The following is a 21,610-nucleotide window of genomic DNA, read 5'->3' as shown; positions in this document are numbered from 1 at the left end:
CTGCTCTATACTTGATCAGACTGTTCAAGAACTCGGCCAGCAATCGACAGGAAGTGGTCACATTGCAGCAACTGGACGCCACCGACCGGCGGATCCTGCTGGCGCTGGACGAGGACCCTCGGGTCCCGGTGATGATGCTGGCGCAGCGGCTCGGCCTGGCGCGCGGCACCGTTCACTCCCGACTGGAACGCCTCGCAGCCTCGGGCTCTCTGCGCACCCACTCGGCCCGGGTGCTTCCGCAGGCGCTGGACCGCGGGGTGATGGCGTTGGTGAGCGCCGAACTGGACCAGAGCAAGCTCAATGATGCAGTGGAAGCCCTGCGGAAGATCCCCGAAGTGCTTGAATGCCATGCCCCGGCCGGCGATACCGACCTGCTGATCCGGGTGGTGGCACACAGCCCGGACGACCTGTACCGGGTGAGCGAGGAGATCCGGTTCTGCCCCGGCATCACTCGCACGTCCACGCAGATGTTCCTGCGCGAGGTCATCCCCTACCGGACCACAGGACTGCTCAAGCAGGACTGATTTCTAGACGAACTGCACCAGCACGCCGACAACCCAGACGGCCCCGGCGGCGAACGCGCAGCCTAGCTCCACCAGCATGCCGAGGCCCACGGCCTTGAGCGCCGCCCAACTGGCTTCGACCGCCTGGCCGAAGTGCCGCCGTCGGGCATATTCGCTGAGCAGCAGGCCGGCCGCAAAGCCGATGAACAGCCCCACCACGGGAATCACGAACATCCCCACCACGCCCGTCAGCACAGCGACCATGATGGACCAATTGGGCACCTGCCGCTGCTTCAACCGCCGGCCGGTCAGCACCAGGCTGGCCAGCATGCCGGCGGCCACGAAGACCATGCCGACGGCGAAGACCACCCAGCCCACCGTGTTCTGCAGGGCAATGGCCCAGACCAGCAGGCTGATGCCGATGGTGATGGTGCCGGGCAAAACGGGCACGACGATGCCGGCGATGCCGACGGCGATGAGCAGACCGGAGACGACTGTCGCAAGAATCTGTGGTTCCACCCACCCCACACTAATCGGGATCGCCCCGGTTTTCCGCGGTCGGGTGGTGGCTTGGCACCGCAGGGACCGGACGCAGACGGGCCGGACGCACGGGGCTCCGGCGGCTAAAACCTGCGTCCCGCACGCCGGGGTCTTGACGGTCCTGCCCGGCGAGGTTGTAGACTGCGCCCACGTTCTGGAAGGGCTCTAGGCTATCCGGTGCGGCGGTGCCGGGAAATCGGAGGTAGGTGCCATGAACTTTGGGGAATCGTTTTGGGACACAATCTGGTGGTTCTTTTGGGCGTTCGCTTTCATCGCCTACCTCTTCGTACTGTTCGGAATCATCACCGACCTGTTCCGTGACAAATCGCTGAACGGGTGGCTGAAGGCAGTGTGGCTGATCTTCCTGCTTTTCCTGCCCTTCCTGACCTCGCTGATCTATCTGATCGCGCGCGGCAGGGGCATGGCCGAGCGCAGCCACGAAGCATCGCAGGCGATGCGCACGGATACCGAGTCGTACATCCGCGGTGTGGCTGGCGCTAGCCCCACTGCGGAGATAGCAAAAGCCAAGGAACTGCTAGACTCCGGCGCGATCAACCAGCAAGAGTTCGAACACGTCAAGGCGCGGGCCCTCAGGTTTGAGCAGCCGAGTTCGTCTGGCGCAGCAACGGGCGCGATGCCTGGCGCAACCCCAGGCGCGACGCCGGGGACAACCCCGGGCGCAACCCCGGGCACAGCGCCAACGAATCCCGGTGCTGACTGGTAGCTCTGGCCTGTCCAGCCTGTCGTCTACCGGCCGGCGGGGCCGCTGTCAGCGGTTCCGCCGTTGCCGGATTCAGGCTTGTCAGCCTGGGTGTGCTCGCCGTCCTCCTGGTCTGGGGCTGGCCCGTCGGGCTCCGTTTTGCCGGCAGGTTTGGCCTGGGCGTTCCTGAGGCCGACTTCCACGGCGCCCAAAAACATCTTGATCACCAGACCCAGAAGCACCAAGCCGGTGACCATTTGCACCGTGACAACAACTCGGGCGGTCTCCGACACCGGGACGATATCGCCAAATCCCACCGTAGCCAACGTGGTGATGGTGAAGTACAAGGCGTCGGTTCGGTCCAGCGACTCCGAGAAGGCATCCGGGTCCCAAGAGGACATGGTCGCGTGGGAGATGGCAAACAAGACAATGTAAAGCGGGATCGATGTCGCCAACGACTCTGCGGCGCGCAGCCGCGGTGACGGCGATGTGGTCACCGCCCGTATTTGCCAGGCGACCAGCGCGGTCAGCGCGCCGAGGCCGATCAAAAGCACAGGGATGGAGCCTTGCCGATTAAGCGGCATGGTGAAATAAACCACCACCAGGGCGATGCCGGTCAATGCCGGACGCAGCAGCGCCCACATGCGCTGCCCACGCCGCGGAGCGGAAGGATGGTGCACCGTGCTCATCGCGCACCATTATCCTCCGCGCACACCGTCGGGCCATCGCCCGCAGCGGATGACACTTGCGGCGGGATCCACCGGCTCGGCGTGTGCAGCGGGCGGAGTCGCAATGTTCGCGCCCGCGGGGCGAGGACGTTGCGGTGACCCCAGCACGCGGTCACCGTCGGCGGGCGGGGCCCCTTTCGCGCGCCGGAGCGTGAGGGTCTCTCGGTCGATCGAGAAGACGGTCGGCGACGGCCTGCAACCGCTCCACGGGATGTTCCCGCCCAACCAGAGCACCGCCGTCGTCCGCCCCCTGATGGCGCTGGGCGCGCTGCCTCCGCCTCACCAACAACAGTACGACGACGGCGATGGCCACCGCTGCGCCTGCCGCAGCCCACGGGGACGCGAGGATGAGGGCGAACCAGGCCGCGATCGCGGCCAACCCGACCGTGGCGTAGACGACGGCCCAGAGCAGGCTGCCGGCGATGACTGCGGGCAGGAAGCGGCGCAGCGGCATGCGCGCGATGCCGGAGCTGCCGATCACGGCGGTCTGCAGACCGACGGTCAGGAAGCACAGCGTCACGGCGAACGGGCCAAACTTGGCCATCATCGCCTCCGCCCGGCGCATCAGCGGACCGTCCAGATGCTTCTCCAGCCGGGTGTGGCGGCAGCCAGCGGCAACACCGCGGCCCAGCCAGTACGTGGCGTTGGACCGGATCATCGCACCGCCGAAGAGCGCGGCAATCGCCCAGCCCAGCGGCAGCCCGAGGAAGAAGTCCATGACCGTCCTTTCTCTGGCGAGCGGACCGGACACATCAATTCTACGCTCCGTAGAAACCTTGGAGGTTGTGCCGAAGCATCTCTTGTCTCCGCATAACCACCGCCGAGTCCGGGATCATCCCGCGCCGACACTAGGAATTGGCCGCCGCAGTTGCGACCGATGTGTTGGCGAGAAAGACCCCGTTGATGTCTTTACGCAGGGCACGCTCGCCGCCCCACGACCTTGGACTCGGTTACGGCATCACGTCCCCGCTGTTCGGGCCCAGCGTCTGCCCGGTATAGAGGTCTCCACCGGGCGAGGAAGCCAGCAGCAAGGCCGTGGGCGCTACCTCGTGGACGTGTCCGAAGCGGCCGATCGGAAGCTCCGCCTGCTTGGCGGCCTTCCACTCCTCGGAGAGTCCTTCGATCAACGGAGTGAAGATGGGGCCCGGGGCGATCGCATTGACGAGGATGTTGTGCCCGGCCAACTCCAGTGCCATGGCTTTGGTCATGCCGATCACCCCTGCCTTGGCGGCCACGTAGTGGGTCAAGCCGACGCCGCCTTTGAGCCCGAGCTGCGAAGCTATGTTGATGATCCGGCCGCCGCCGCGTTCCACCATGTGGGGGGCGGCCCAACGCGCGGCTAAGAACACGCCTTTGAGGTCCACGGCGAGCGTCTTGTCGAAGGTCGCTTCGCTCATTTCCAGCAGCGGTGTCTCGTCGAGAATGCCGGCGGCGCTGACCAGGATATCGATGCCGCCGAACGTTGCTGCGACGTCATCCATCACCCGCCGCATGGCGTCGCCGTTGGTGACGTCCACCGCTAGGGCCGCGCTGCGGCCGCCGAAGCTGCCGGCTTCGGCGGCTACGGCCGCGGCGCTTTGTTCGTCCCGGTCCAGCAGCGCCACATCGGCGCCCTCCTGGGCAAAGAGCAGGGCGATGGCCGCACCGATCCCGCTGCCTCCGCCGGATATGACGGCTACCTTGTCGGCCAGCTGTTTTTCCATCTGAACTCACTCTCCAGCGCTCAACTCGGCCAGCGGACGGTCAGCCCGCCGTCGACAATGAGCTGTTGTCCCGTGATGTAGGCCGAGTCGTCGCTGGTGAGGAACCGGATTGCGCGGGCGGCCTCGTCGACGTTGCCTACCCGGCCCCACGGGATGATGGAGCCGGCGGCGTCGAGGCCTTCCCGTCCCAGCGAGTTCACCGGGTCCAGCGACTGCGGGCTCTCGATGAGCCCCGGGATAATGGCGTTGACCCGGATCCGGCGCGGGGCCAACTCCACTGCCAAAGACCGGCACAGTCCAAGCAGGCCGGACTTTGCTGCGGCGTAATGGCTGTGCTCTTCCCAACCGTAAACGCCGCCCGCTATCGAGGACGTGGCAACCATCGCCCCGCCGCGGTCCATCCGTGTGCTGCAGGAGCGAAAGACCCGCAGGACGCCGGAAAGGTCAACGGCCATCATGTCGTCCCATGCCTGGTCGGTCATGTCCGCCAATGGCGCCCGTCGCAGAATGCCGGCCGCGGCCACCGCGATGTCCAGCCGGCCGAACTCGTCCAGCGCGGCTTGGGCCAGCTTCTCCGTGTCGTCGAAACGGCGCACATCCATCGCGACGGCGGCGCAGCGGCCGGCGGCAGCTTCGACGGCACGGACCGTGTCCGTCGCGTCGTGGGGATCGGACGGGAGGTAGCCGATCACGCTGTGGGCGCCGGCCCGGGCGTAGGCGACGGCGAGCGCCCGGCCGATCCCGCTGCCACCGCCGGAGATAACGGCCACCTTGCCCTCGAGTCCGTCGTCGCGGTTCACGCCGCCACCGTCCTTCTGTTGTTCTTGCGGTCGGTGTCGTTGGTGGTCATGCGATCACCGTCGTCTTCTGATGGGCATCGCGGATGGTGCGCGTGCCGGCCATGCACAGGGCCGAAATGAACAGCCCACCGGTGCCGGTGATGATCGCCGCCCAGCCGGTATCCACTCCGGCGGCGAGCAGGATGGATAGCAGACCGGAGCCGGCGATGCCGCCGACCGGCGCCATCACGTGTGCCACGTTGGTGCCCATGCCCCGCACATGGGCGGGGAAGGACTCGCCCATGTAGAACAGCAGCGCCGCGTAGGGGCCGGTGAGGAAGAAGAGGGTCAGCGCGTACAGCGGGATGATGATTCCCGGGATGCCCGGGCCCAGCAGCATGATCAGGCTGACGATGCCGCCCGCCAGCCAGCCGAGGACGACGGTGCGCTTCCGGGTGATTTTGTCGCCGAGCCAGCCGTGGAAGACGTAGCCGACGAAGCCCACCGCGTTGGCCAGGACCAGAATGACCAGGGCGTTGTCGAAGGAGACCCCCTTGGCATCGACCAGGATCGTGGTGCCGAGGACCGAGAAGATCATGATGGAGACCCAGTTGAAGAACCACGACAGGGACAGAAGGATGGTGTGCCAGCGCAACTCGGGGGTAAAGACATCCTTTACACCGGTGGCATGGTGGGCTGCCTCCTCGAGGTCGTGTTCATCCGCCAGCCGGTGGGCGCCGTCGACGTCGCCGCTGGCACGGCGGCGCTTGACCTCCTGCATGGCGGCGAAGGTGGGCGATTCGGGCAACCGCAAGGCCATGGCCACCACGACCAGGGACAGGACGGCGGCCACCACGAAGGTCCAGCGCCAGCCGATGATCGGCAGCAGCAGCGCCGAGAGGCCCGCAGAAATGAGGGCTCCGACCGGCCAGCCGCCCTGGACCAACGAGTACATCAGGCCACGGCTTTTGGCCTCCTTGTAGATCTCGTTCAGGTAGACCGCGTTGACGACCTCCTCGGACATGGAGAACCCGGTGAAGGAGCGGATGATGATCAGGCTGACGGCGCCGGCCGCGAGGCCTGTCAGGCCGGAAGCCACCGCCCCGCCGAGCATGAGGATGATGAGGGCTCGTTTGCGGCCCATCCGGTCGAGGATGGTGCCGACGAGCAGGGAGACGATGAAAACGCCGATCGTTGCGAAGGTGTTGATGGCAGTCGATTGAGCGGTTGACCAGCCGAACTCCTCCGCGATGACCGGCAGCAGGGTGCCGAACAGGGTGTAGTCATAGACCGAGGCGACCCAGGCAATAAAGCAGACGACTGAGACCTGCGTGATGGTCTTCTTGGTGATGGGGACATTCCACGGCTCGACGGAGCGGCCGCCGGGGGAACGAAGCGATGACATGGCAGTTGCTTTCCGTGACGCAAGGACTCAGGAGTCCTTTCGGGGGTGGCGGGCGGCGAAGTCCCGCGCGAGGTCTTCCATGAAGGCGAACTCGACGCCGTCATGCTGTTGGATGTGGTCGAACAGCCGCTCCAGCATGAGCAGGTTCTGCGGCTTGCCCGAGACATCGGGGTGGATGGTGATGGGGAAGACGGCGTAATCCATCTCGCGGTACACCCAGTCAAACTGGTCTTGCCAGAGCTGCTCGATGTCCCGGGGATTGACGAAGCCGTGGCTATTGGGGCTGGACTTGATGAACATCATCGGCGGCAGGTCATCGAGATACCACGACGCCGCCACTTCAATGAGATCGGTCTCCCGGCCGCGCACCAGCGGCTTCATCCATTCCCGGGCCGACTCGGCTTCGTAGTCGATTTTGGTCCAGCTGTCCCCAACCCGCACGTAGTACGGGGTGAAGTCGTTGTGCATCAACGAGTGGTCATAGAGGAACCCGCGCTCGAGCAGGATCTCATTGGTGACCGGAGAGAACTCCCACCAGGGCGCCACGTAGCCCACTGGCCTGCGCCCTGAACGCTGCTCGATGAGGTCGGTGCAGTAGTCAAGGACCTCGGTCTCCTGCTTTCGGGTCATGGCGATGGGGTTTTCATGGCTATAGCCGTGCACCCCGATCTCGTGCCCGGCAGCAACGACGGCGTCGAACTGCTCCGGAAATGTCTCGACGGAGTGCCCCGGCCAAAACCAGGTCACGGGCATCTCACGACGCTGGGCGAGCTGAAGCAGCCGCGGCACACCGACCTCGCCGGCGAACAGCCCGCGGGAGATGTCGCCCGGGGAGTCCTCTCCCCCGTAGGAACCCAACCAGCCGCCGACGGCGTCGACGTCGATACCGACCGAGACGTAGATTTTCTTGGACATAATGTCTCCTCTGGTGGCGGTGATTGTTCTTAGAGGTAGGTTCCGAACACTGCCGGGAATTCATCTCGCGGTTTGCCGTAGGAAAGCAGGACGGCGGTGAGGATGCGCGCCTGGAAGGGGTTGAGGTCCATCGAGGGGATGGCCCCGGCTTCGACCAAATCGATACCGCCGCCATCTCCATAGGTCGGGACTACGGGTCCCCACGGAGCGCGAGTGCTGAGCACGACGATGCAGCCATCCCCCGTCGCCCGCTTGACGGCCTCGGCGAACCCCGGCCCGGCGTTGCCGACCCCCGTACCGGCCAGCACGACGGCGCGGCTCCCAAGCTGCACGGCGTAGTCCAACAGGTCCGGCGTCGCGCCGGGGTAGGCGGTGATGATCTCCACCCGGGTGTCATCGAACCCGGTCGAAGGCATCGGCAACGGAGGGTAGCGGCGGGGCGTGGCTGTCACTACCAGTTGGCCGCCTGCCATGTGCGCCACTTCCGTGCCGCCGCCGAATGCGCTGCCGGCCGTGGTGTGTACCTTGCGGGCACCCCGTGCGGAGCGGACTGTTCCGTTAAAGCAGACGAGCGCTCCGGCCCCGCGCAAATGCTCGTCGGCTGCTGCACGGACCGCCTCGGCGACGTTGCGTGGTCCATCGGCGTCTGGACTATCCGCAGTCCGTTGGGCACCGGTGACCACCACCGGCTTGGGCGAAGCATGCACGAGGTCGAGCAGGAACGCCGTTTCCTCCAGTGTGTCCGTTCCATGGGTGACGACCACGCCGTCGGTATCTGGATCCGCGAGGGCCTGCCCGACCGCATCGGCGATCCGGCGCAGGTCTGCCAGATCCAGCCGGTAGCTGCCGATGGTTAGTACGTCGCTGGCGCGGACGGAGTTGTCGCCGTACTGCGTATCGGCCAGCGCGGACGAGGCGTCGCTAGCGACAGCTCCACGCGCGCCTTGGCTGCGCGAGGCGATAGTACCGCCGGTGCCCAGCAATTGGATATGAGCCACCGCGCGCCTCCTTCTTGAGCGAGGGGCCGGCTCCGAAGGGTCGGGCTATCTTTCAAAAGCAAGCTGCAACGGCTCCAGAATATGACTCCCATGACACCAAGAAAAGACAAAGGGGCATTCAAAGCGGCGGATCCGGGTTCACCACCGGTCTGCTACAGCATCGGAACCCTGCTCTTCGGGCGGTCACAGCGTCAACCTCGGACACGATTGAAGCCCCGCAGGGTGACCGCGGGGCTTCAATCGTTAATCAAGGTACTCGGCTACAACGTCCGGTCGCTGGCCGGTTCGTCGGCTGGGGACTGATCCAGGAAAGCCTTCACTTCGGAGTCATCGGACTTCGTCCAGGTCTCGCCCTTGGCGTCCTGGTCTTCCCGGCGGGTCTCCGGAGCGCGCTCGTTTTCCTTCCTGAAGCGCCAACCGAAATCCCTGTTCGAGGAGTAGCACATCACAAACCTCCTTCACCTCGACCTTTTAATCGTCCTCCGGTCAGTGGCGGAAGCCAAGGGCCCGACGCCGGTCTGTGGCCGTCGCGAGTGCCAGGATTACGGCTTAAGCACCGCCTTGATGCAGCCGTCCTGCTTCTTCTGGAACATCTCGTACATCGCCGGGGCCTCGTTCAGGGGCGCGGTGTGCGTCTTGAGGTCGAGGACGCCGAGCGGGTCTGAAGGGTCATCGACCAGCGGCAGCAGATCGTCGATCCAGGACTTCACGTTGCACTGGCCCATCCGCAGCTGGAGCTGCTTGTCGAACATCGTGAGCATCGGCAGGGGATCCTTCATGCCGCCGTATACCCCGCTGATCGAGATCGTGCCGCCGCGACGTACGGCGTCGATGGCGGTGTACAAAGCGTCAAGCTTGTCCACCCCTGCCGTCTCCATCGCCTTTCGTCCCAGCGGGGAGGGCAGCAGCCCCACCGCTTTGTGTGCCAGGCCCGCCACGTGTGAATCGTGGGCCTCCATTCCGACCGCGTCCACCACGGAGTCAGGGCCGCGGCCGTCCGTGAGGTCCTTCAGCCGCTCGGCCACGTCGCCGGAAGAGTCCACCGTCTCAACGCCGTGTCGCTCGGCCATGGCGCGTCGCTCGGCGACCGGGTCAACCGCGAGCACGCGGTAGCCCAGATGTCGGCCGATCCGGGCGGACATCTGGCCGATCGGGCCCAGGCCCAGCACGGCCAGGGAGCCGCCCTCCGGGGGCGCAGCGTACTGCACGGCCTGCCAAGCGGTGGGCACAACGTCGGACAGGAAGAGGTAGCGCTCGTCCTCACCCGTGTTAGGGACCTTGATAGGACCATAATCCGCATGGGGAACGCGCAGGTACTCGGCCTGCCCGCCGGGCACCGAGCCGTAGAGGCGGGAATAGCCCAGGAAACCCGCACCGCTGTTGTACTCCCGGACCTGGGTGGTCTCACACTGAGATTGCAGTCCCTGCTTACACATGAAGCAATGGCCGCAAGAGACGTTGAAAGGGATGACAACGCGGTCGCCGGCCTTGATATGCGTGACGGCGGAACCGACTTCCTCGACGATCCCCATAGGCTCGTGACCAATGATGTCGCCCTTGTCCATGAACGGGCCGAGCACCTCATACAGGTGCAGGTCGGAACCGCAGATGGCGGTCGAAGTGATGCGGACGATCGCGTCCGTGGGTTCTTGGATCCGGGGATCCGGAACCTCCTCGACGCTCACCGAGCGCTTTCCCTGCCATGTCAGTGCCTTCATCTGTCCTCCTTTTCAGGGCCGCCGGCAGGGCGCCGTTATCGGCCCTCGGCCGCGGTCGACGCCCGGCCGGACTGTGCCCCGTCCCCGCAACTGCGCCGCGGCAGTCATTGTGTCTGGATGAGCTGATGAGGAAAGGTTCCCCCCCTCCTCGTCAGTTGCTTCAGCGCCGGTCAGCCGTTGCTTTCCTTTCATTTCGCCTTCAGCCTCACCATAAGCACAGACGAAAATAGTAAGCAAGCTGTCTATGCCGATATGCGGAGCGGCTGCCCTGCCCGCGCCCCGCTACCCCTCACCCTTGGCAGAAAGCTGGCGCCTCAACTAAATAGACGACTGTAGATGCGTATGCGTAAGACCGCGAAGTCGCGTCGGTTTCGTGCCCGAAGCGACGCCGAGCGGGCTCAGCCTTCGTCGCAGAGCAGGTGGTACCAGCTTTCGGCGAGCACCCCGAGTGCTTGATCGCGGTTCGGATCGAACCTGCGACTGGTCCACAGCGTGGAGATGTAGTTGAGCTGCGTGAAGGCGAGCATTCCCCGGACGTGGTGCGTCTCCTCCGAGAATCGCCCGGCCAGCTGCATCCCGCGGATCAGGTCGGAGATGACTTCCTCGCGCCAGTCCTTGAGCAGTGCCCACACCTCCCGGTCGACGGCGGCAGCCTCCTCGAGCACGTCAAGATAAGGGCGGAAGTCCGGCCAAAGCGCAGCGCGCGACTCGAGCCAGTCGAGAATGCCCGAGAGCCTGCCTACACGCACCACGTCCACAAGTTCGGGTGCCGTGGAAGCGAGGTCAGGCCCGTTCTCGCGGTCTAGCACGGCGTTGATGCGTGCCATGAAGTCCCGCATCAGGTCGCTGCGCGAGGAGTAGTACGCGTAGAACGTCACCCGGGTTGTACCCGCTGCGGCTGCGATCTCGTCGATCGTCGTCGCGGCGTAGCCCTTTTCGGTGAAGAGTTTGAGCGCCCGTTCCACGATCCTGTCGCGGGTCAGCTGTTTTTGAGCTTCTCGCAGCGACGGCATGAGGCAATCCTATAGGTGATAAAAGGGCCCCTGGACAGGAAGATCATTGCATCTGCGGCAGCCGTGCTGAAAGTTGCGGCACCGGCTCACAGCTTGGCCGGCGCTGCCGGCCGCAGAGCCGCCGGCCCAGTGTTGGCGAGCCGCCGCAGTTTCGGGATGGGGATGCGGTAGTTGATCGCCGCGGCGGTGCCGGATCCGTCCCCGTTCTCCCAGTGCAGCAGCATCGAGTCCATCTCGTCGCCTGACTCCTGGTAGTCGGGCATCCCAGCGACCGGTGTGAAACCGACCGACTTCAGCGACAGTCCGAATCCCTCGGTCCAGAAGTACGGCTGGAAGTCGAGCTCGGGCGCTGCGTCGCCCCTGAGCAGGCCGGCGGCCGCGGCCTTGGCCTGGTCGATCGCGCTCGTCCACAACGGCACCCGCGCCAGCCCGTGGCGGGTGGGGAAAAACGCCACGTCACCGGCGGCGACAATGTCCGGCCGGAGCCGGCCGCGTGAATCGACGCGCAAAGCCCCGTCAACGAGGAGATCCGAGCCCGTCAGCCAGTCGATGTTCGGCACGTCACCGACGGCCGTGACGACGAGATCTGCTTCCCATTGGGTGCCGTCGGCCAGCGCGACCCGCGTCCCGCCGTCGGAGCCGATAAGGCGGGCTCTTCCGCCGTTGACTACCCGCAGCCCGCGCCGGGCGGCGGCAGAAGCGAAGACGCCGGATAGGAAGTCGCCGAGTTGACGCGAGAGAGGGTCCGCGTCTGTGACGAGGGTGACCTGGCAACCGACGTGCAGCAAGCCCGAGGCGACCTCCATGCCCAGCGGCCCGCCGCCAGCCACGACAACCGAGGGACGACCCACGACCTGCTGCTTGAGGATCATCGCGTCCTCGATGGTGCGCAGCGTGAGTTCCCGGCGGATGCCGTCAGGCCGCGGTTCCGCAGGGAGACGCCTGGGACGGGAGCCGGAGGCAATGACCAAGCCGTCATACGGCAGCTCATCGCCTCCGTCGAGCCGAATGAGCTTCGCGTCCGGGTCGAGGCCTGCGGCACTCGTGCCGAGCAGCTCGATCGCCTCGTGGGTCGGCGCGGGCAACTCGTGGGCTTGCAGCCCGTCGTCGCCGTGCAGCAGCGCCTTCGACAGAGCCGGGCGGCTGTACGGTTGGTGGGGCTCGCTACCGACGACGGTCAGTTCACCGTCGAAGCCATTCGAACGCAAGGAGTCGCAAGCGGTGAGTCCGGCTATGCCATTGCCAACGACGACGATCCGGCGCATCTTCATTTACCTGCCAACCGAAGCGCGGCAACCGGGCAAACACGGACCGCCGCTTTCGCTGCATCCAGCTCCGCCCCGTCCACCTCGGGGACATCGATCACGAGTTCGCCGTCGTCGTCGAGGTGCATGAGCTTCGGCGCGGCTTCCTCGCAGAGCCCGTGACCCTCGCAGCGGGGCCGGTCGAGCTCGATCCTCATACTGCCACCACCCTAACGACCTCCAGCTTTTCGTGGCTGCGGGTGATGTTGCTCGGAACCCGGACCTCGTCGCCGGTCTCTAGCACCTTCGCCCGGCGGGCGAGGGCTTCGATGATCGCGTGTGCCTCAAGCTTCGCCAAGCCTTGACCGGCGCAGCCGTGCGGCCCGTAGCCGAACGTGAGGTGGTCTACCGGATTGCGGGTCACGTCGAAGACGTCGGGGTTCTCGTAGTGGCGCGGGTCTCGGTTTCCGGCGCCGAACAGGATTCCCAGCTGGGCTCCCGCGGGAACGGTCGCGCCGTCGATCTCGACGTCGCGGGTTGCCGTTCTGCCCCAGATGTGGATCGGGGGCCAGTAGCGCAGCACCTCGGCGAAGGCTGCCGAAACAAGCTCCGGGTTTTCGCGCACGAGTTGAAGCTGTTCGGGATGGCGGCCGAAGAGTGCGACGATATTGCCGATGGAGGCGATGGTGGTGTCGACACCGGCTCCAAGGTACTGGTGGATGATGTGTCCGGCTGACCCTTCGGGAATGTCGCCGCGGCTCTCGGCGTCGAAGATGCCGCGCCCAATCGAGCCCGGCACGAGGTCGTCGGCGGTTACCGAGGCGCACCAGCCGTAGAGCTCGCCGGCGATCGGGAAGTTCTCCTGGGTGCGGTGGTTCATCGGGCCCAAGACCTGCATGGCCGCCTGCCCCCAACGCAGCATGTTGTCCTTCACGTGGCCGCTGAAGCCGACGAGGTCGGCGACGATCTCAAGCGGGAAGGCGCGGGCCAGGGAGTCAACGGCGTCAAAGCTGCCGCTGGCAACGAGCTCTGCAACGAGCTTGTCCGCCTTCTCATCGATGGTGACCTTCAGGCCGCGCAGGGCGCGTGGTGTGAGATTCGCTGACAGCGTCGCGCGCAGCTGGGTGTGCAGTGGCGGATCGGAGGCAAGCGAGGTGCCCTGCAGCGCTTCGTTCACCATCGGGTTGAAACCAAGGCTGGTGGATGAGAACGTCTCCGGATCCCCGAGGGCATCCCGGATGGTGTCATATCGGGTCAGGACATACAGGTCGTTCTTCGGCAGGTGCACGACGCCGGCCTGCTCGCGCAGAGCGGCGTAGGTGGGGTAAGGGTCGACGAGGACGTCGTCGTTCCAAATATCGATGTCTGATTCGAGAGGTGCGGTCACGGTGTTCTCCTCGGGGAATGTCAGGCGGGGTGGCGTGCAGTGGGCGCGGCTCAGATGGCCGCTTCGGCGCTCTCCTACGGCGCCACCGGGTGGGCACCCGGTGCGGGCGGCGGCTCAACGTTGAGACGTCCATGACAGTGTGACCGTAAACTTTACAGCGTGTCAAGCAAATTTATGATCTGGGTCATATATAGACGCTCCGTCATGCCATGTGCGCCCGTAGCTGCCGGCCGGCGTGGCCGTCGGCGAGCACAACCGAGGTCGCCGCGGCCGATGTGCACGGCGTGGGCTCGCCGAGACCATCACGTTCGAGGTCGTTGACTAAACCCAGTCCTCTTCTCCGACCACGGGTAGTGGCGTCACGCAGCCACCCGCCGTCGTTATTCTGTCTGGCCGTGGGGCCGCCCCGATCAGCGCACGCCCTTGATCTTGACCACGAAGACCGCACCCAGCAGCCCGATCACGGCGGACAGGGCGAACAGCGCGGTGTAGCCGCCGAGGTAGAGCACGGTGGGGGCGGCGATCAGCGGGGCAATGACTTGCGGCGAGGAGGCAGCGATGTTGATGACGCCCATGTCCTTGCCGCGGTCGGCAGCGCTGGGCAGGACCTCCGTCAGCAGGGCGAAGTCCACGGCCAGGAACATGCCGAAGCCCGCCCCGAGGACCATCGCAGCCACGATCACCGTCGGCCACGCAGGAGCAACGGCCACAATGACGGAGGCAGTCGCGATGGTCACCGAGGACCCGATCACGAACGGCTTGCGCCGTCCCACCCGGTCGCTCAGCGGTCCGCCGAGCAAGGCCATCAGCACCACCGTGGCGGCGTAAATGCCGGTCAGCAGGAGCACGCCGGCGGCGGGGTTCGGATGTCCCACGGCGTCCTGCAGGAAGAAAAACAGGTAGAGGGTGAAGATGTTGTTGCCCAGGTTGACCAGGAACCGGGTCAGCCACGCCCAGCCGAAATCCGGATGTTTGGCAGGGGAAATCCAAAAGCTCTTGAGGAACCTTGACCAAGCGAAGGATTGGCGGTCTTTCTTATCCAGGGGCGTATCCCGGCCGGCAATCACGAACGGGACGATGCTGGCCAGCAGGAAGACGGCGCAGTAGATGTAACCGGCGGCAAAGCCGCCGGCCAAGTTTGCCAACACGGCGCCCATCACGATGCCCAGCGTCTGCCCGATGGCGGCCAATCCGCCGATCCGGCCGCGCTGCCGCCGGGGCACACGGTCCGGGATGCTGGCGGTGACGGCCGCGTAGGCTCCGTTGCATCCGGCCTGCACCAGGCACCAGCCGATCACCATCACGGCGATGTTGGGCGCGCCGGAAAGCAGCAGCAGTGCCGCGAAGCCCAGGATCCCGCCGGCGAGCGCCCATGGCACCCGCCGTCCGAACCGGGACGTGGTGCGGTCGCTCAGCGCGCCGAAGATCGGATTCGCGACCAGCGAAACGGCAGCGCCGAATCCGGTGGCCAGCGCGAGGACTGCTTCCTTATTCACCGCGTCGAAGGTCTGCGATTGCTGCGCCAGCAGGACCTGCAGCGGGCCGAAGAACGCCGCATTGATGCCGAGATTGGTGAGCACGACGGCGGTCACCCAGCCGGCACGGACCTTGGCGACGGGTTCCTGGAACGCCGCCGGAACAGTGAGCGCCGGCACCGGCTCGCGCGGTTCCTGGACTGTCATGGCGGCAGCCTCCCTACCCGACGATGCGGCATCGCCGCAGGCCTCTTCCGTGGCAACAGCGTACAACCGCTGCCGAATAAGCCGGCACAACCGTTCCGTTTATGTCTGCGTGTTCGGCAAACGGCGGGTCTGAAGCGACAATCGGGCAGTTCTTCAGCCATCCCAGGCGGCAGAACGCTGCCTGGCGAGCTTCTTCAGACCGCGCGAGACGCGCACCGGCTCCGGCCAACGCGGCGGCAGATTGTCTCCCAAGGTGACGCCCTTGAACTTGCGCCCGAACATCGGGATCACCCACTCCTGCAGCCAATCGCGTTCGCGGCGGACCGCCTGCCGCCAACCGGCCGGCACCAGGGTCTCGGGCTGCTTCAGCCGGAGGGTGTGGTCGACGCCGAGGGCCTCGAGCACTCGGGCGGCCATGTATCTGTGCCCCAGCGGGGACATGTGCAGCCTGTCCGTGTCCCACATCCGGCGGTCCTGGTATCGCTCGAACGCCCAGTGGTCCACCAGCACGGCATCGTAGCGGCGGGACATTTCCCGGACTGCCTCGTTGAACGTCCAGTTGCGCCGCCGCATCGGTTCCAGCACCGGCGGCAGCATCACCTCGAACCCGGTGAAAAGGATCAGGCGCGCGCCGGTCTCGGCCAGCCGCCTGATGGCCGATTCGTATTCCGCCAGCAGCTCGGGCATGCTCCGCTTGAACTCCAGGATGTCGTTGCCGCCCGCGTAGAAGGAGACCAACGTGGGCTGCATGGCAATGGCCGGTTCCAACTGGTCGGCAATGATCTGGTGCAGCCGCTTGCTGCGAACCGCAAGGTTGGCGTAGCGGAAGTCCGGGTCCTGCTTGCCCAGTTGCTTGGCCACCCGGTCAGCCCAACCGCGGACCCCGTTCGGGAAGTTCGGGTTGTAGTCCCCGACCCCCTCGGTAAAGCTGTCGCCCAACGCCACGAAGAGTCCGCCCACGCGCTCACGCTAGCGCGGACGGGGAAAGCCCGGGCAAACTCCGCGTGAAGGTCGAGGTGCGGAAAGGTCAGCCGCGGGAGAGTGCCACCTGCGGCGGGTCGAAAATCCACGGCTGAAGCGGGAGCGCCTTTGGCCGGAAGTCGGCGGCCAACCGGTCCAGCGGCACGTCCGGCAGGCCCAGCGACTCCAGCAGCATGCCGCGCACGGCGGCCGTGTTGAAACCGACCATCGCCAGCGCCCCCAGCGTCACCGCACCATCTCGCTTGGCCAGGCGCCGCCGTCGTTCATTGAGAACCAGCGGCACGTGGGCGTATTCCACCGGCGGCAACTCCAGCAGCTGGGCAAGATACGCCTGCCGCGGCGCGGAGGACAGCAGATCGTCGCCGCGCACCACCTGGTCAACGCCCTGGGCCGCATCATCCACCACCACCGCGAGGTTGTAGGCGGGCACACCGTCATTTCGCCGCAGCACAAAGTCGTCCACCAAACCGGTGTAGTCCCCGTGCAGCAGGTCGGCGACCGTGTAGCTGGCGGTGTCCGCGCGCAGCCGCAGCGCGGCGGGTCGGCCCTGGCGGCGCTCCTCGCGTTCGGCGTCGGTCAAGTTGCGGCAGGTCCCCGGGTAGGCGCCTTCCGGGGCGTGCGGAGCGCTGGGCGCTTCCGCAATTTCCCGCCGTGTGCAGAAGCATTCGTAGACCAGACCGGCCCCGGCCAGCTGCTCGAGGGCCCGCTGGTAGATCGGCCCGCGGTCGGTCTGCCGCACCACCTCGCCGTCCCAGTTGAGTCCGATGGCGGCCAGGTCTTCGAGCTGCTGGGCCTCAAAGCCGGAGCGGGCACGGTCCAGGTCCTCTACCCGGATGAGGAAGCGGCGTCCACTGCTGCGCGCGAAGAGCCAGGCCAGCATCGCGGTGCGCAGGTTGCCGATGTGCAGTTCACCGGAGGGGCTGGGTGCGAACCTGCCGGCGGACGCCGGCGGACCGGCGGAACTCTGGACTGCTGGCACGTCCCCACGTTAGCAGGACGGTAGCGGGCCGGAAGCGGCCGGCCGCCGGGCTGGCAAGGCCCGGCCGGTGGCAGGGAACAGCCGCGGTCGGCCACCTCGCCTGCCTGGTGGTGCCGCGGGCTAATATGCTGTACCCATGAGCGCACCCGACTCCCCTGCGGCAACCCCGATTGCCATCACCGGATCCACTGGCCAAGTTGGCGGGATGGTGGCCAGCTTGCTGGCGGAGCAGAACCTGCCGCTACGGCTGATCCTGCGCGATCCCTCCCGAGCGCCGCAACTGCCGGGAACGACGACGGCGCGCGCCGGCTACGCTGACAAGGCCGCCGCGACCGCGGCGCTGGAGGGCATCGAGACCCTGTTCATGGTCTCCGCGGCCGAAGCCGAAGACAGGCTTCAGCAGCACTTCACCTTCATCGACGCCGCCATCGACGCGGGCGTGGAACACATCGTCTACACCTCGTTCATCGGCGCGGCCGAGGACGCCACCTTCACGCTGGCACGCGACCACTTCGCCACCGAGGAGAAACTTCGCGGGTCCGGCCTGAAGCACACGCTGCTGCGCAACAACCTCTACGCAGACATCCTGCCGCTCTTCGCCGACGAGGCCGGCGTGATCCGCGGGCCGGCAGGCGAGGGGAAGGCCGGTTTTGTGGCCCGCGCAGACGTGGCCCGGGCGGCCGCCGCCATCTTGGCCGAACCCATGCCACACGCCGGCTTCACCTACGAGCTGACCGGTCCGGAATCGGTGACCCTGGCCGAAGCGGCAGCGGCCATCGCGGAGGCAACCGGCCGTCCGACGTCGTTCCTCGACGAAACGCTGGAGGAGGCGTACGCCAGCCGCGCGCCCTACGGCGCCCCAGACTGGCAGGTGGATGCCTGGGTCAGCACCTACACGGCGATCGCCGCCGGGGAGCTGGACCGGGTGACCCACGACGTGGACCTGCTGACCGGGCGTCCGGCGCTGAGCCTGCGCGAGCTGTTCGCCAGGGACTGACCCGGGGCAAGCACGCCGGCGGTACTGCCGTCAGACGCCGTCGGAGGCACCGCCGTCGGGGCCCCGAAGCCGGGGCTGGCCCGAGCCTAGCGCTTTACGCGTTCCAGAGGCCGTAGGAATCCGCCAGCGAGGAGATCTTCTCGGCGCGGGCCAGGCGCGGCAGGTAGGATCCGTCGCCCACCACGGCGCCGGCCGCGTGCGCGTCCAGCAGCTCGTGCGCCCACTTGATCTCCGAGTCGCTGGGCGAGAGCCCCTGGTTGATGGTGTCCGCGGCATCGGTGAGCAGGCAGAGCTTGCCGGTCATGCCCATGGACGCGGTCACCTTGCAGGCCTCGAGCAGTTCCTCGCCGAGTGCGCCCACGGTGGGGCCGTCGATCGGGCCGGGCAGCTGGCCCACCCGGGAGGCGACCACCAGCCGGGAGCGGGCGTAGGCCAGCGCCATCGGTGAATCGCTGGCGCCGGTGTCACGGCGGAAGTCGCCCACGCCGAAGGCCAGCCGGAAGGTGCCCGGCGCGCGGGCGATGTCCGTGGCGTTCTCGATGCCGATGGCGGACTCGATCAGCGCGAGGACCGGGGTGCCGGCCTGCAGCCGCATGGCGGTGTGCGTGACCTGCTCGGGCTTCTCCGTCATCGCCAGCATGACGCCGCGCAGGCCCGGCGCCTTGGACAGGGCGGCCAGATCGTCGGCCCAGTATTCGGTTTCGATGCCGTTCACGCGGACCCAGGCAGTCATGCCGGTGGACAGCGCCTCCACCACGCGCTCGCGGGCCTCGGCCTTGCCCGCGGCGGGTACGGCGTCTTCCATGTCGAAAATGACCGAGTCCGCTTCAGAGGCGAGCGCCGGGCCAAAATTCGCTTTGTCCGCAGCGGAGGCCAGCAGCCAGGAGCGGGAAAGTTTGGCGGGGAGGGCAGCGGCACGACGGTTTCTGAAAGCGGGCATACCCCTAGCCTAATGTTTCCGCCGCCGGAGCCACCAACGGCGGGATGATTACCGGCTGAGGCGTCTGCCACGTGGTCGGCGCCGGCGCCCCGGCGCATCAGGCGGAGGCCTGGTCCCGCCGCCGACGACGCCGGGCCAGCACGATTCCCACCGCCACCGCGACGGCCAGCAGCACCACGACGCCGATCCCCGCCGGGGAGCCCGCGGTCGCGGCCAGCCAGGCTTCCAGCGCCGCCAGTCCGACGGTGGCGTAGAGCACCGCCCACAACACCGAGCCGATCACCACGGCCGGCAGATACCGGCGCAGCGGCATGCGGCCCAACCCCGCCGTGGCATTGACCGCCGTCTGGATGCCCACGGTGAGGAAACAGAGCGCGACGGCGGGGGCTCCCCAGCGCGCGATGACCGCCTCCGCGCGGCGCATCGGCGGCGAATCCAGTTGGCGCGCCAAGCGGGTGTGCCGGCCGCCGGCGGCCACGGCCCGACCGGCCCAATACGTGGCGTTGGCGCGCAGCATCACAATGCCAAACAAGATGAGCACCGAAAGCCCGAACGGGAGGCTGGCAATCTGCTCCATCAGGCCGCAGGCTCCACTACGCTCCGCTGCTCCCCCCGGCGCAGCGGCCCCGGCACCTTCCGGCTTGCGGTGCACGGAGGCAGCGGCCGCGGTCCGGCTCAGCGAGCGCGTCTGCCGCACGGTGTCCTCCTGCGGGTGGGGCGGATGGCGGCATGGGGAGGCGGTTCCATGTCGGCGGTGGTGCTAGGAGCACCTAACGTTACCGCCCGAAGGAATGTCAATGTCTCCTGAAGTGCGCGCCAGATTCTGACGACGACGGCGACGCGCACCTTCCGCCGTCGGGCGGGGGAAGTGACCTACGCTTGGTTCATGGCCCAGCTGACGCCCCGCACCGCCGACGCCCTTCCCGCTGCCCAGGCGCAGCGGCTGCAGCGCGCGCTCGACGAAAGCGCCGATGTCACCGTGTTCGTGAACGGCACGGCGATGAAGCTGCCCGCCCAGGCGGCGAACGCCGTCGTCGACATGCTGCGGCGGTTTGCCCACGGCGACGCGGTGATGGTCAGCTCCTCGGTGGAACTGCTGAACACGTCGCAGGCGGCGGAGGTTGCCGGGGTCTCACTGACCTATATGCGGCGCTTGACCGACGCCGGCACCATTCCGGTCCAGTACCGCGGGACGCACCGGCGGATCCGGCTCTCCGATGTGCTGGCCTGGCTGGAGACCCGCACCGCGGCTCCGGACGCGGGTACCCCGGAATCGGCGCCGGAGGCAGCCGGCGGCTCAACCGCGCCCTCCCGCCGGTAAGGCTCGGCTCGCTTCCCGCGTTCCGGCACTGGCAGCCGCCGCCGGGGTGCACAGCGCACGCGATCGCGCTTAGGCTGGGTGCCACTGGCCCGGAGGTCGGGCCGGAAGGACAACCAGAGGAGACTCTCATCGTGGCCGACCTGCTTGCTCCGCTCGTGACCCTGCGCAATGGGGCCAAAATGCCGTTGCTTGGGCTGGGAACCTGGCCTCTGGACAATGCCGACGTTGCCCGGACGGTCGAAACCGCCCTCGGGCTGGGCTACCGGCTGATCGACACGGCGGAGAACTACCAGAACGAAGAGGGCGTGGGCGAAGGCTTGCGGCGCAGCGGACTGGACCGGTCCGACGTCTTCATCACCACCAAGTTCAACAAGGAGTGGCACAGCATCGACGGCGCGCGGGCGGCTTTCGAGGCCAGCGCCCGGCGGCTGGGCGTTGACTACGTGGACTTGCTGCTGATCCACTGGCCGAATCCCGCGCAGGACCGCTACGTGGAGGCGTTCCAGGGACTCACCCGGCTGCTGGCTGACGGGAGCGTGCGGGCTATCGGCACGTCCAACTTCAAGCCCGCGCACCTGCAGCGGTTGTTCGATGCCGGCCTGGTGCCCGAGGTCAACCAGATCCAGTTGGACCCGCGGCACACCCGCAGCGACTTGGTGGAGATCCACCGCGGACACGGCATCGTGACGGAATCATGGAGTCCGCTGGGCAAGGGCGGGGACCTGCTCAGCGAACCGGCAGTGAAGGCCCTGGCCGAAAAGTACGGCAAGAGTCCTGCCCAGGTAGTGCTGCGCTGGCACACCCAGTTGGGGCACCTACCCATCCCCAAGTCCGCGCACCCGGAACGGCTGGCCGAGAACTTCGCCATTTTTGACTTCATGATGGAGGCCGCGGAGTTGGACCAATTGTCCGCGCTGGACCGCGGTACCAAGGACATTGCCGACGCCGACGTCTTCGGGCACTAGGCGGCTGGTCCGGTGCCTAGCCGCCATTCACCTGCCGCTGGAACGGTTCTGTCCGGACGCGCAGCGGGCGCCCCTCCGGTGGGAGGAGCGCCCGCAACGGCAGCGTCGGGTC

The 21,610-nt window shown here is 66.9% G+C and carries 24 protein-coding genes; 5 read left to right on the top strand and 19 right to left on the bottom strand.

Translation table 11 applies throughout. The features are described from left to right. Positions 1 to 53: 53 nt before the first annotated feature. Positions 54 to 524 (top strand): Lrp/AsnC family transcriptional regulator, encoded by a 471-nt coding sequence (locus ACWF5H_RS02335; protein ID WP_452035326.1) that lies wholly within the window; start codon positions 54 to 56, stop codon positions 522 to 524. 3 nt (positions 525 to 527) lie between these two features. Here the strand turns inward: ACWF5H_RS02335 and ACWF5H_RS02330 are convergent, their stop codons facing one another. Continuing rightward, positions 528 to 1,022, bottom strand: a complete 495-nt coding sequence (locus ACWF5H_RS02330; protein ID WP_452034579.1) for a DUF456 domain-containing protein — start codon at positions 1,020 to 1,022, stop codon at positions 528 to 530. Between the two features lie 232 nt (positions 1,023 to 1,254). Between ACWF5H_RS02330 and ACWF5H_RS02325 the strand changes: the two genes are divergently transcribed. Then, the gene (locus ACWF5H_RS02325; protein WP_452034577.1) at positions 1,255 to 1,767 is read left to right on the top strand and encodes an SHOCT domain-containing protein; all 513 of its coding nucleotides are present in this window, start codon (positions 1,255 to 1,257) and stop codon (positions 1,765 to 1,767) included. 23 nt (positions 1,768 to 1,790) lie between these two features. Here the strand turns inward: ACWF5H_RS02325 and ACWF5H_RS02320 are convergent, their stop codons facing one another. The 16 genes from ACWF5H_RS02320 to gluQRS form a co-directional block, all read right to left on the bottom strand. Further along, positions 1,791 to 2,432 carry a potassium channel family protein gene (locus ACWF5H_RS02320; RefSeq protein ID WP_452034576.1) on the bottom strand — a complete coding sequence of 214 codons (642 nt, stop codon included), beginning with the start codon at positions 2,430 to 2,432 and terminating at the stop codon, positions 1,791 to 1,793. A gap of 151 nt (positions 2,433 to 2,583) precedes the next feature. Further along, positions 2,584 to 3,189: a DedA family protein gene (locus ACWF5H_RS02315; protein WP_452034574.1), complete on the bottom strand. Its 606-nt coding sequence runs from the start codon at positions 3,187 to 3,189 to the stop codon at positions 2,584 to 2,586. A gap of 232 nt (positions 3,190 to 3,421) precedes the next feature. Continuing rightward, a complete protein-coding gene (locus ACWF5H_RS02310) occupies positions 3,422 to 4,174 on the bottom strand; it encodes an SDR family oxidoreductase (RefSeq protein ID WP_452034573.1) in 753 nt (250 codons plus the stop codon). Between the two features lie 20 nt (positions 4,175 to 4,194). Beyond that, positions 4,195 to 4,974, bottom strand: coding sequence for an SDR family NAD(P)-dependent oxidoreductase (locus ACWF5H_RS02305; protein WP_364649344.1), 780 nt, complete (start codon positions 4,972 to 4,974; stop codon positions 4,195 to 4,197). Between the two features lie 46 nt (positions 4,975 to 5,020). Next, positions 5,021 to 6,358: an MFS transporter gene (locus ACWF5H_RS02300; RefSeq protein ID WP_452034572.1), complete on the bottom strand. Its 1,338-nt coding sequence runs from the start codon at positions 6,356 to 6,358 to the stop codon at positions 5,021 to 5,023. 27 nt (positions 6,359 to 6,385) lie between these two features. Further along, positions 6,386 to 7,273 (bottom strand): polysaccharide deacetylase family protein, encoded by an 888-nt coding sequence (locus ACWF5H_RS02295; protein WP_364649338.1) that lies wholly within the window; start codon positions 7,271 to 7,273, stop codon positions 6,386 to 6,388. Positions 7,274 to 7,302: 29 nt separating this feature from the next. Then, a complete protein-coding gene (locus ACWF5H_RS02290) occupies positions 7,303 to 8,271 on the bottom strand; it encodes an asparaginase (protein ID WP_452034571.1) in 969 nt (322 codons plus the stop codon). Positions 8,272 to 8,531: 260 nt separating this feature from the next. After that, complete coding sequence (locus ACWF5H_RS02285) at positions 8,532 to 8,717, bottom strand: hypothetical protein (RefSeq protein ID WP_452034570.1); 186 nt, start codon at positions 8,715 to 8,717, stop codon at positions 8,532 to 8,534. A gap of 96 nt (positions 8,718 to 8,813) precedes the next feature. Beyond that, on the bottom strand, positions 8,814 to 9,989 hold the full coding sequence (locus ACWF5H_RS02280) for a zinc-dependent alcohol dehydrogenase (RefSeq protein ID WP_452034568.1): 1,176 nt from the start codon (positions 9,987 to 9,989) through the stop codon (positions 8,814 to 8,816). Positions 9,990 to 10,387: 398 nt separating this feature from the next. After that, a complete protein-coding gene (locus ACWF5H_RS02275) occupies positions 10,388 to 11,002 on the bottom strand; it encodes a TetR/AcrR family transcriptional regulator (protein WP_452034566.1) in 615 nt (204 codons plus the stop codon). Between the two features lie 86 nt (positions 11,003 to 11,088). Beyond that, a complete protein-coding gene (locus tag ACWF5H_RS02270; RefSeq protein ID WP_452034564.1) occupies positions 11,089 to 12,273 on the bottom strand; it encodes an NAD(P)/FAD-dependent oxidoreductase in 1,185 nt (394 codons plus the stop codon). After that, a complete protein-coding gene (locus tag ACWF5H_RS02265; protein WP_452034563.1) occupies positions 12,270 to 12,464 on the bottom strand; it encodes a ferredoxin in 195 nt (64 codons plus the stop codon). The genes ACWF5H_RS02270 and ACWF5H_RS02265 overlap by 4 nt, the downstream gene beginning before the upstream one ends. Further along, positions 12,461 to 13,633 carry a cytochrome P450 gene (locus ACWF5H_RS02260; protein ID WP_452034561.1) on the bottom strand — a complete coding sequence of 391 codons (1,173 nt, stop codon included), beginning with the start codon at positions 13,631 to 13,633 and terminating at the stop codon, positions 12,461 to 12,463. Before ACWF5H_RS02260 ends, ACWF5H_RS02265 begins: the two co-directional genes overlap by 4 nt. Positions 13,634 to 14,043: 410 nt before the next feature. Continuing rightward, positions 14,044 to 15,315 carry an MFS transporter gene (locus ACWF5H_RS02255; RefSeq protein WP_452034560.1) on the bottom strand — a complete coding sequence of 424 codons (1,272 nt, stop codon included), beginning with the start codon at positions 15,313 to 15,315 and terminating at the stop codon, positions 14,044 to 14,046. Between the two features lie 153 nt (positions 15,316 to 15,468). Beyond that, positions 15,469 to 16,275, bottom strand: coding sequence for an SGNH/GDSL hydrolase family protein (locus tag ACWF5H_RS02250; RefSeq protein WP_452034559.1), 807 nt, complete (start codon positions 16,273 to 16,275; stop codon positions 15,469 to 15,471). Between the two features lie 67 nt (positions 16,276 to 16,342). Further along, positions 16,343 to 17,275: a tRNA glutamyl-Q(34) synthetase GluQRS gene (gene gluQRS, locus ACWF5H_RS02245; protein ID WP_452034557.1), complete on the bottom strand. Its 933-nt coding sequence runs from the start codon at positions 17,273 to 17,275 to the stop codon at positions 16,343 to 16,345. 136 nt (positions 17,276 to 17,411) lie between these two features. On the opposite strand from gluQRS, the gene ACWF5H_RS02240 reads away from it, so the two are divergent. After that, entirely contained in the window at positions 17,412 to 18,272 is an 861-nt protein-coding gene (locus ACWF5H_RS02240; RefSeq protein WP_452034555.1) for an SDR family oxidoreductase, read from the top strand. A 94-nt stretch (positions 18,273 to 18,366) separates the two neighbouring features. On the opposite strand, the gene ACWF5H_RS02235 is transcribed toward ACWF5H_RS02240, so the two are convergent. Together ACWF5H_RS02235 and ACWF5H_RS02230 are read right to left on the bottom strand one after the other, a co-directional pair. Beyond that, positions 18,367 to 19,212, bottom strand: a complete 846-nt coding sequence (locus ACWF5H_RS02235; protein WP_364649302.1) for an HpcH/HpaI aldolase/citrate lyase family protein — start codon at positions 19,210 to 19,212, stop codon at positions 18,367 to 18,369. A 97-nt stretch (positions 19,213 to 19,309) separates the two neighbouring features. Then, complete coding sequence (locus ACWF5H_RS02230) at positions 19,310 to 19,909, bottom strand: DedA family protein (RefSeq protein ID WP_452034553.1); 600 nt, start codon at positions 19,907 to 19,909, stop codon at positions 19,310 to 19,312. Between the two features lie 189 nt (positions 19,910 to 20,098). On the opposite strand from ACWF5H_RS02230, the gene ACWF5H_RS02225 reads away from it, so the two are divergent. Then, complete coding sequence (locus ACWF5H_RS02225) at positions 20,099 to 20,533, top strand: helix-turn-helix domain-containing protein (protein ID WP_452034552.1); 435 nt, start codon at positions 20,099 to 20,101, stop codon at positions 20,531 to 20,533. A 131-nt stretch (positions 20,534 to 20,664) separates the two neighbouring features. Beyond that, a complete protein-coding gene (locus ACWF5H_RS02220; protein ID WP_452034551.1) occupies positions 20,665 to 21,498 on the top strand; it encodes an aldo/keto reductase in 834 nt (277 codons plus the stop codon). Positions 21,499 to 21,610 lie beyond the last annotated feature (112 nt).

It is taken from the genome of Arthrobacter sp. NPDC055138, assembly GCF_053607305.1.
This window is presented reverse-complemented; position numbering and strand designations above follow the sequence as displayed.

Coding starts and splice junctions, on each gene's coding strand:
- ACWF5H_RS02325 (WP_452034577.1), top strand. CDS start 1,255: ATGAACTTTGGGGAATCGTTTTGGGACACAATCTGGTGGTTCTTTTGG.
- ACWF5H_RS02320 (WP_452034576.1), bottom strand. CDS start 2,432: ATGAGCACGGTGCACCATCCTTCCGCTCCGCGGCGTGGGCAGCGCATG.
- ACWF5H_RS02315 (WP_452034574.1), bottom strand. CDS start 3,189: ATGGACTTCTTCCTCGGGCTGCCGCTGGGCTGGGCGATTGCCGCGCTC.
- ACWF5H_RS02310 (WP_452034573.1), bottom strand. CDS start 4,174: ATGGAAAAACAGCTGGCCGACAAGGTAGCCGTCATATCCGGCGGAGGC.
- ACWF5H_RS02300 (WP_452034572.1), bottom strand. CDS start 6,358: ATGTCATCGCTTCGTTCCCCCGGCGGCCGCTCCGTCGAGCCGTGGAAT.
- ACWF5H_RS02295 (WP_364649338.1), bottom strand. CDS start 7,273: ATGTCCAAGAAAATCTACGTCTCGGTCGGTATCGACGTCGACGCCGTC.
- ACWF5H_RS02285 (WP_452034570.1), bottom strand. CDS start 8,717: ATGTGCTACTCCTCGAACAGGGATTTCGGTTGGCGCTTCAGGAAGGAA.
- ACWF5H_RS02280 (WP_452034568.1), bottom strand. CDS start 9,989: ATGAAGGCACTGACATGGCAGGGAAAGCGCTCGGTGAGCGTCGAGGAG.
- ACWF5H_RS02275 (WP_452034566.1), bottom strand. CDS start 11,002: ATGCCGTCGCTGCGAGAAGCTCAAAAACAGCTGACCCGCGACAGGATC.
- ACWF5H_RS02270 (WP_452034564.1), bottom strand. CDS start 12,273: ATGAAGATGCGCCGGATCGTCGTCGTTGGCAATGGCATAGCCGGACTC.
- ACWF5H_RS02265 (WP_452034563.1), bottom strand. CDS start 12,464: ATGAGGATCGAGCTCGACCGGCCCCGCTGCGAGGGTCACGGGCTCTGC.
- ACWF5H_RS02255 (WP_452034560.1), bottom strand. CDS start 15,315: ATGACAGTCCAGGAACCGCGCGAGCCGGTGCCGGCGCTCACTGTTCCG.
- ACWF5H_RS02240 (WP_452034555.1), top strand. CDS start 17,412: ATGAGCGCACCCGACTCCCCTGCGGCAACCCCGATTGCCATCACCGGA.
- ACWF5H_RS02235 (WP_364649302.1), bottom strand. CDS start 19,212: ATGCCCGCTTTCAGAAACCGTCGTGCCGCTGCCCTCCCCGCCAAACTT.
- ACWF5H_RS02225 (WP_452034552.1), top strand. CDS start 20,099: ATGGCCCAGCTGACGCCCCGCACCGCCGACGCCCTTCCCGCTGCCCAG.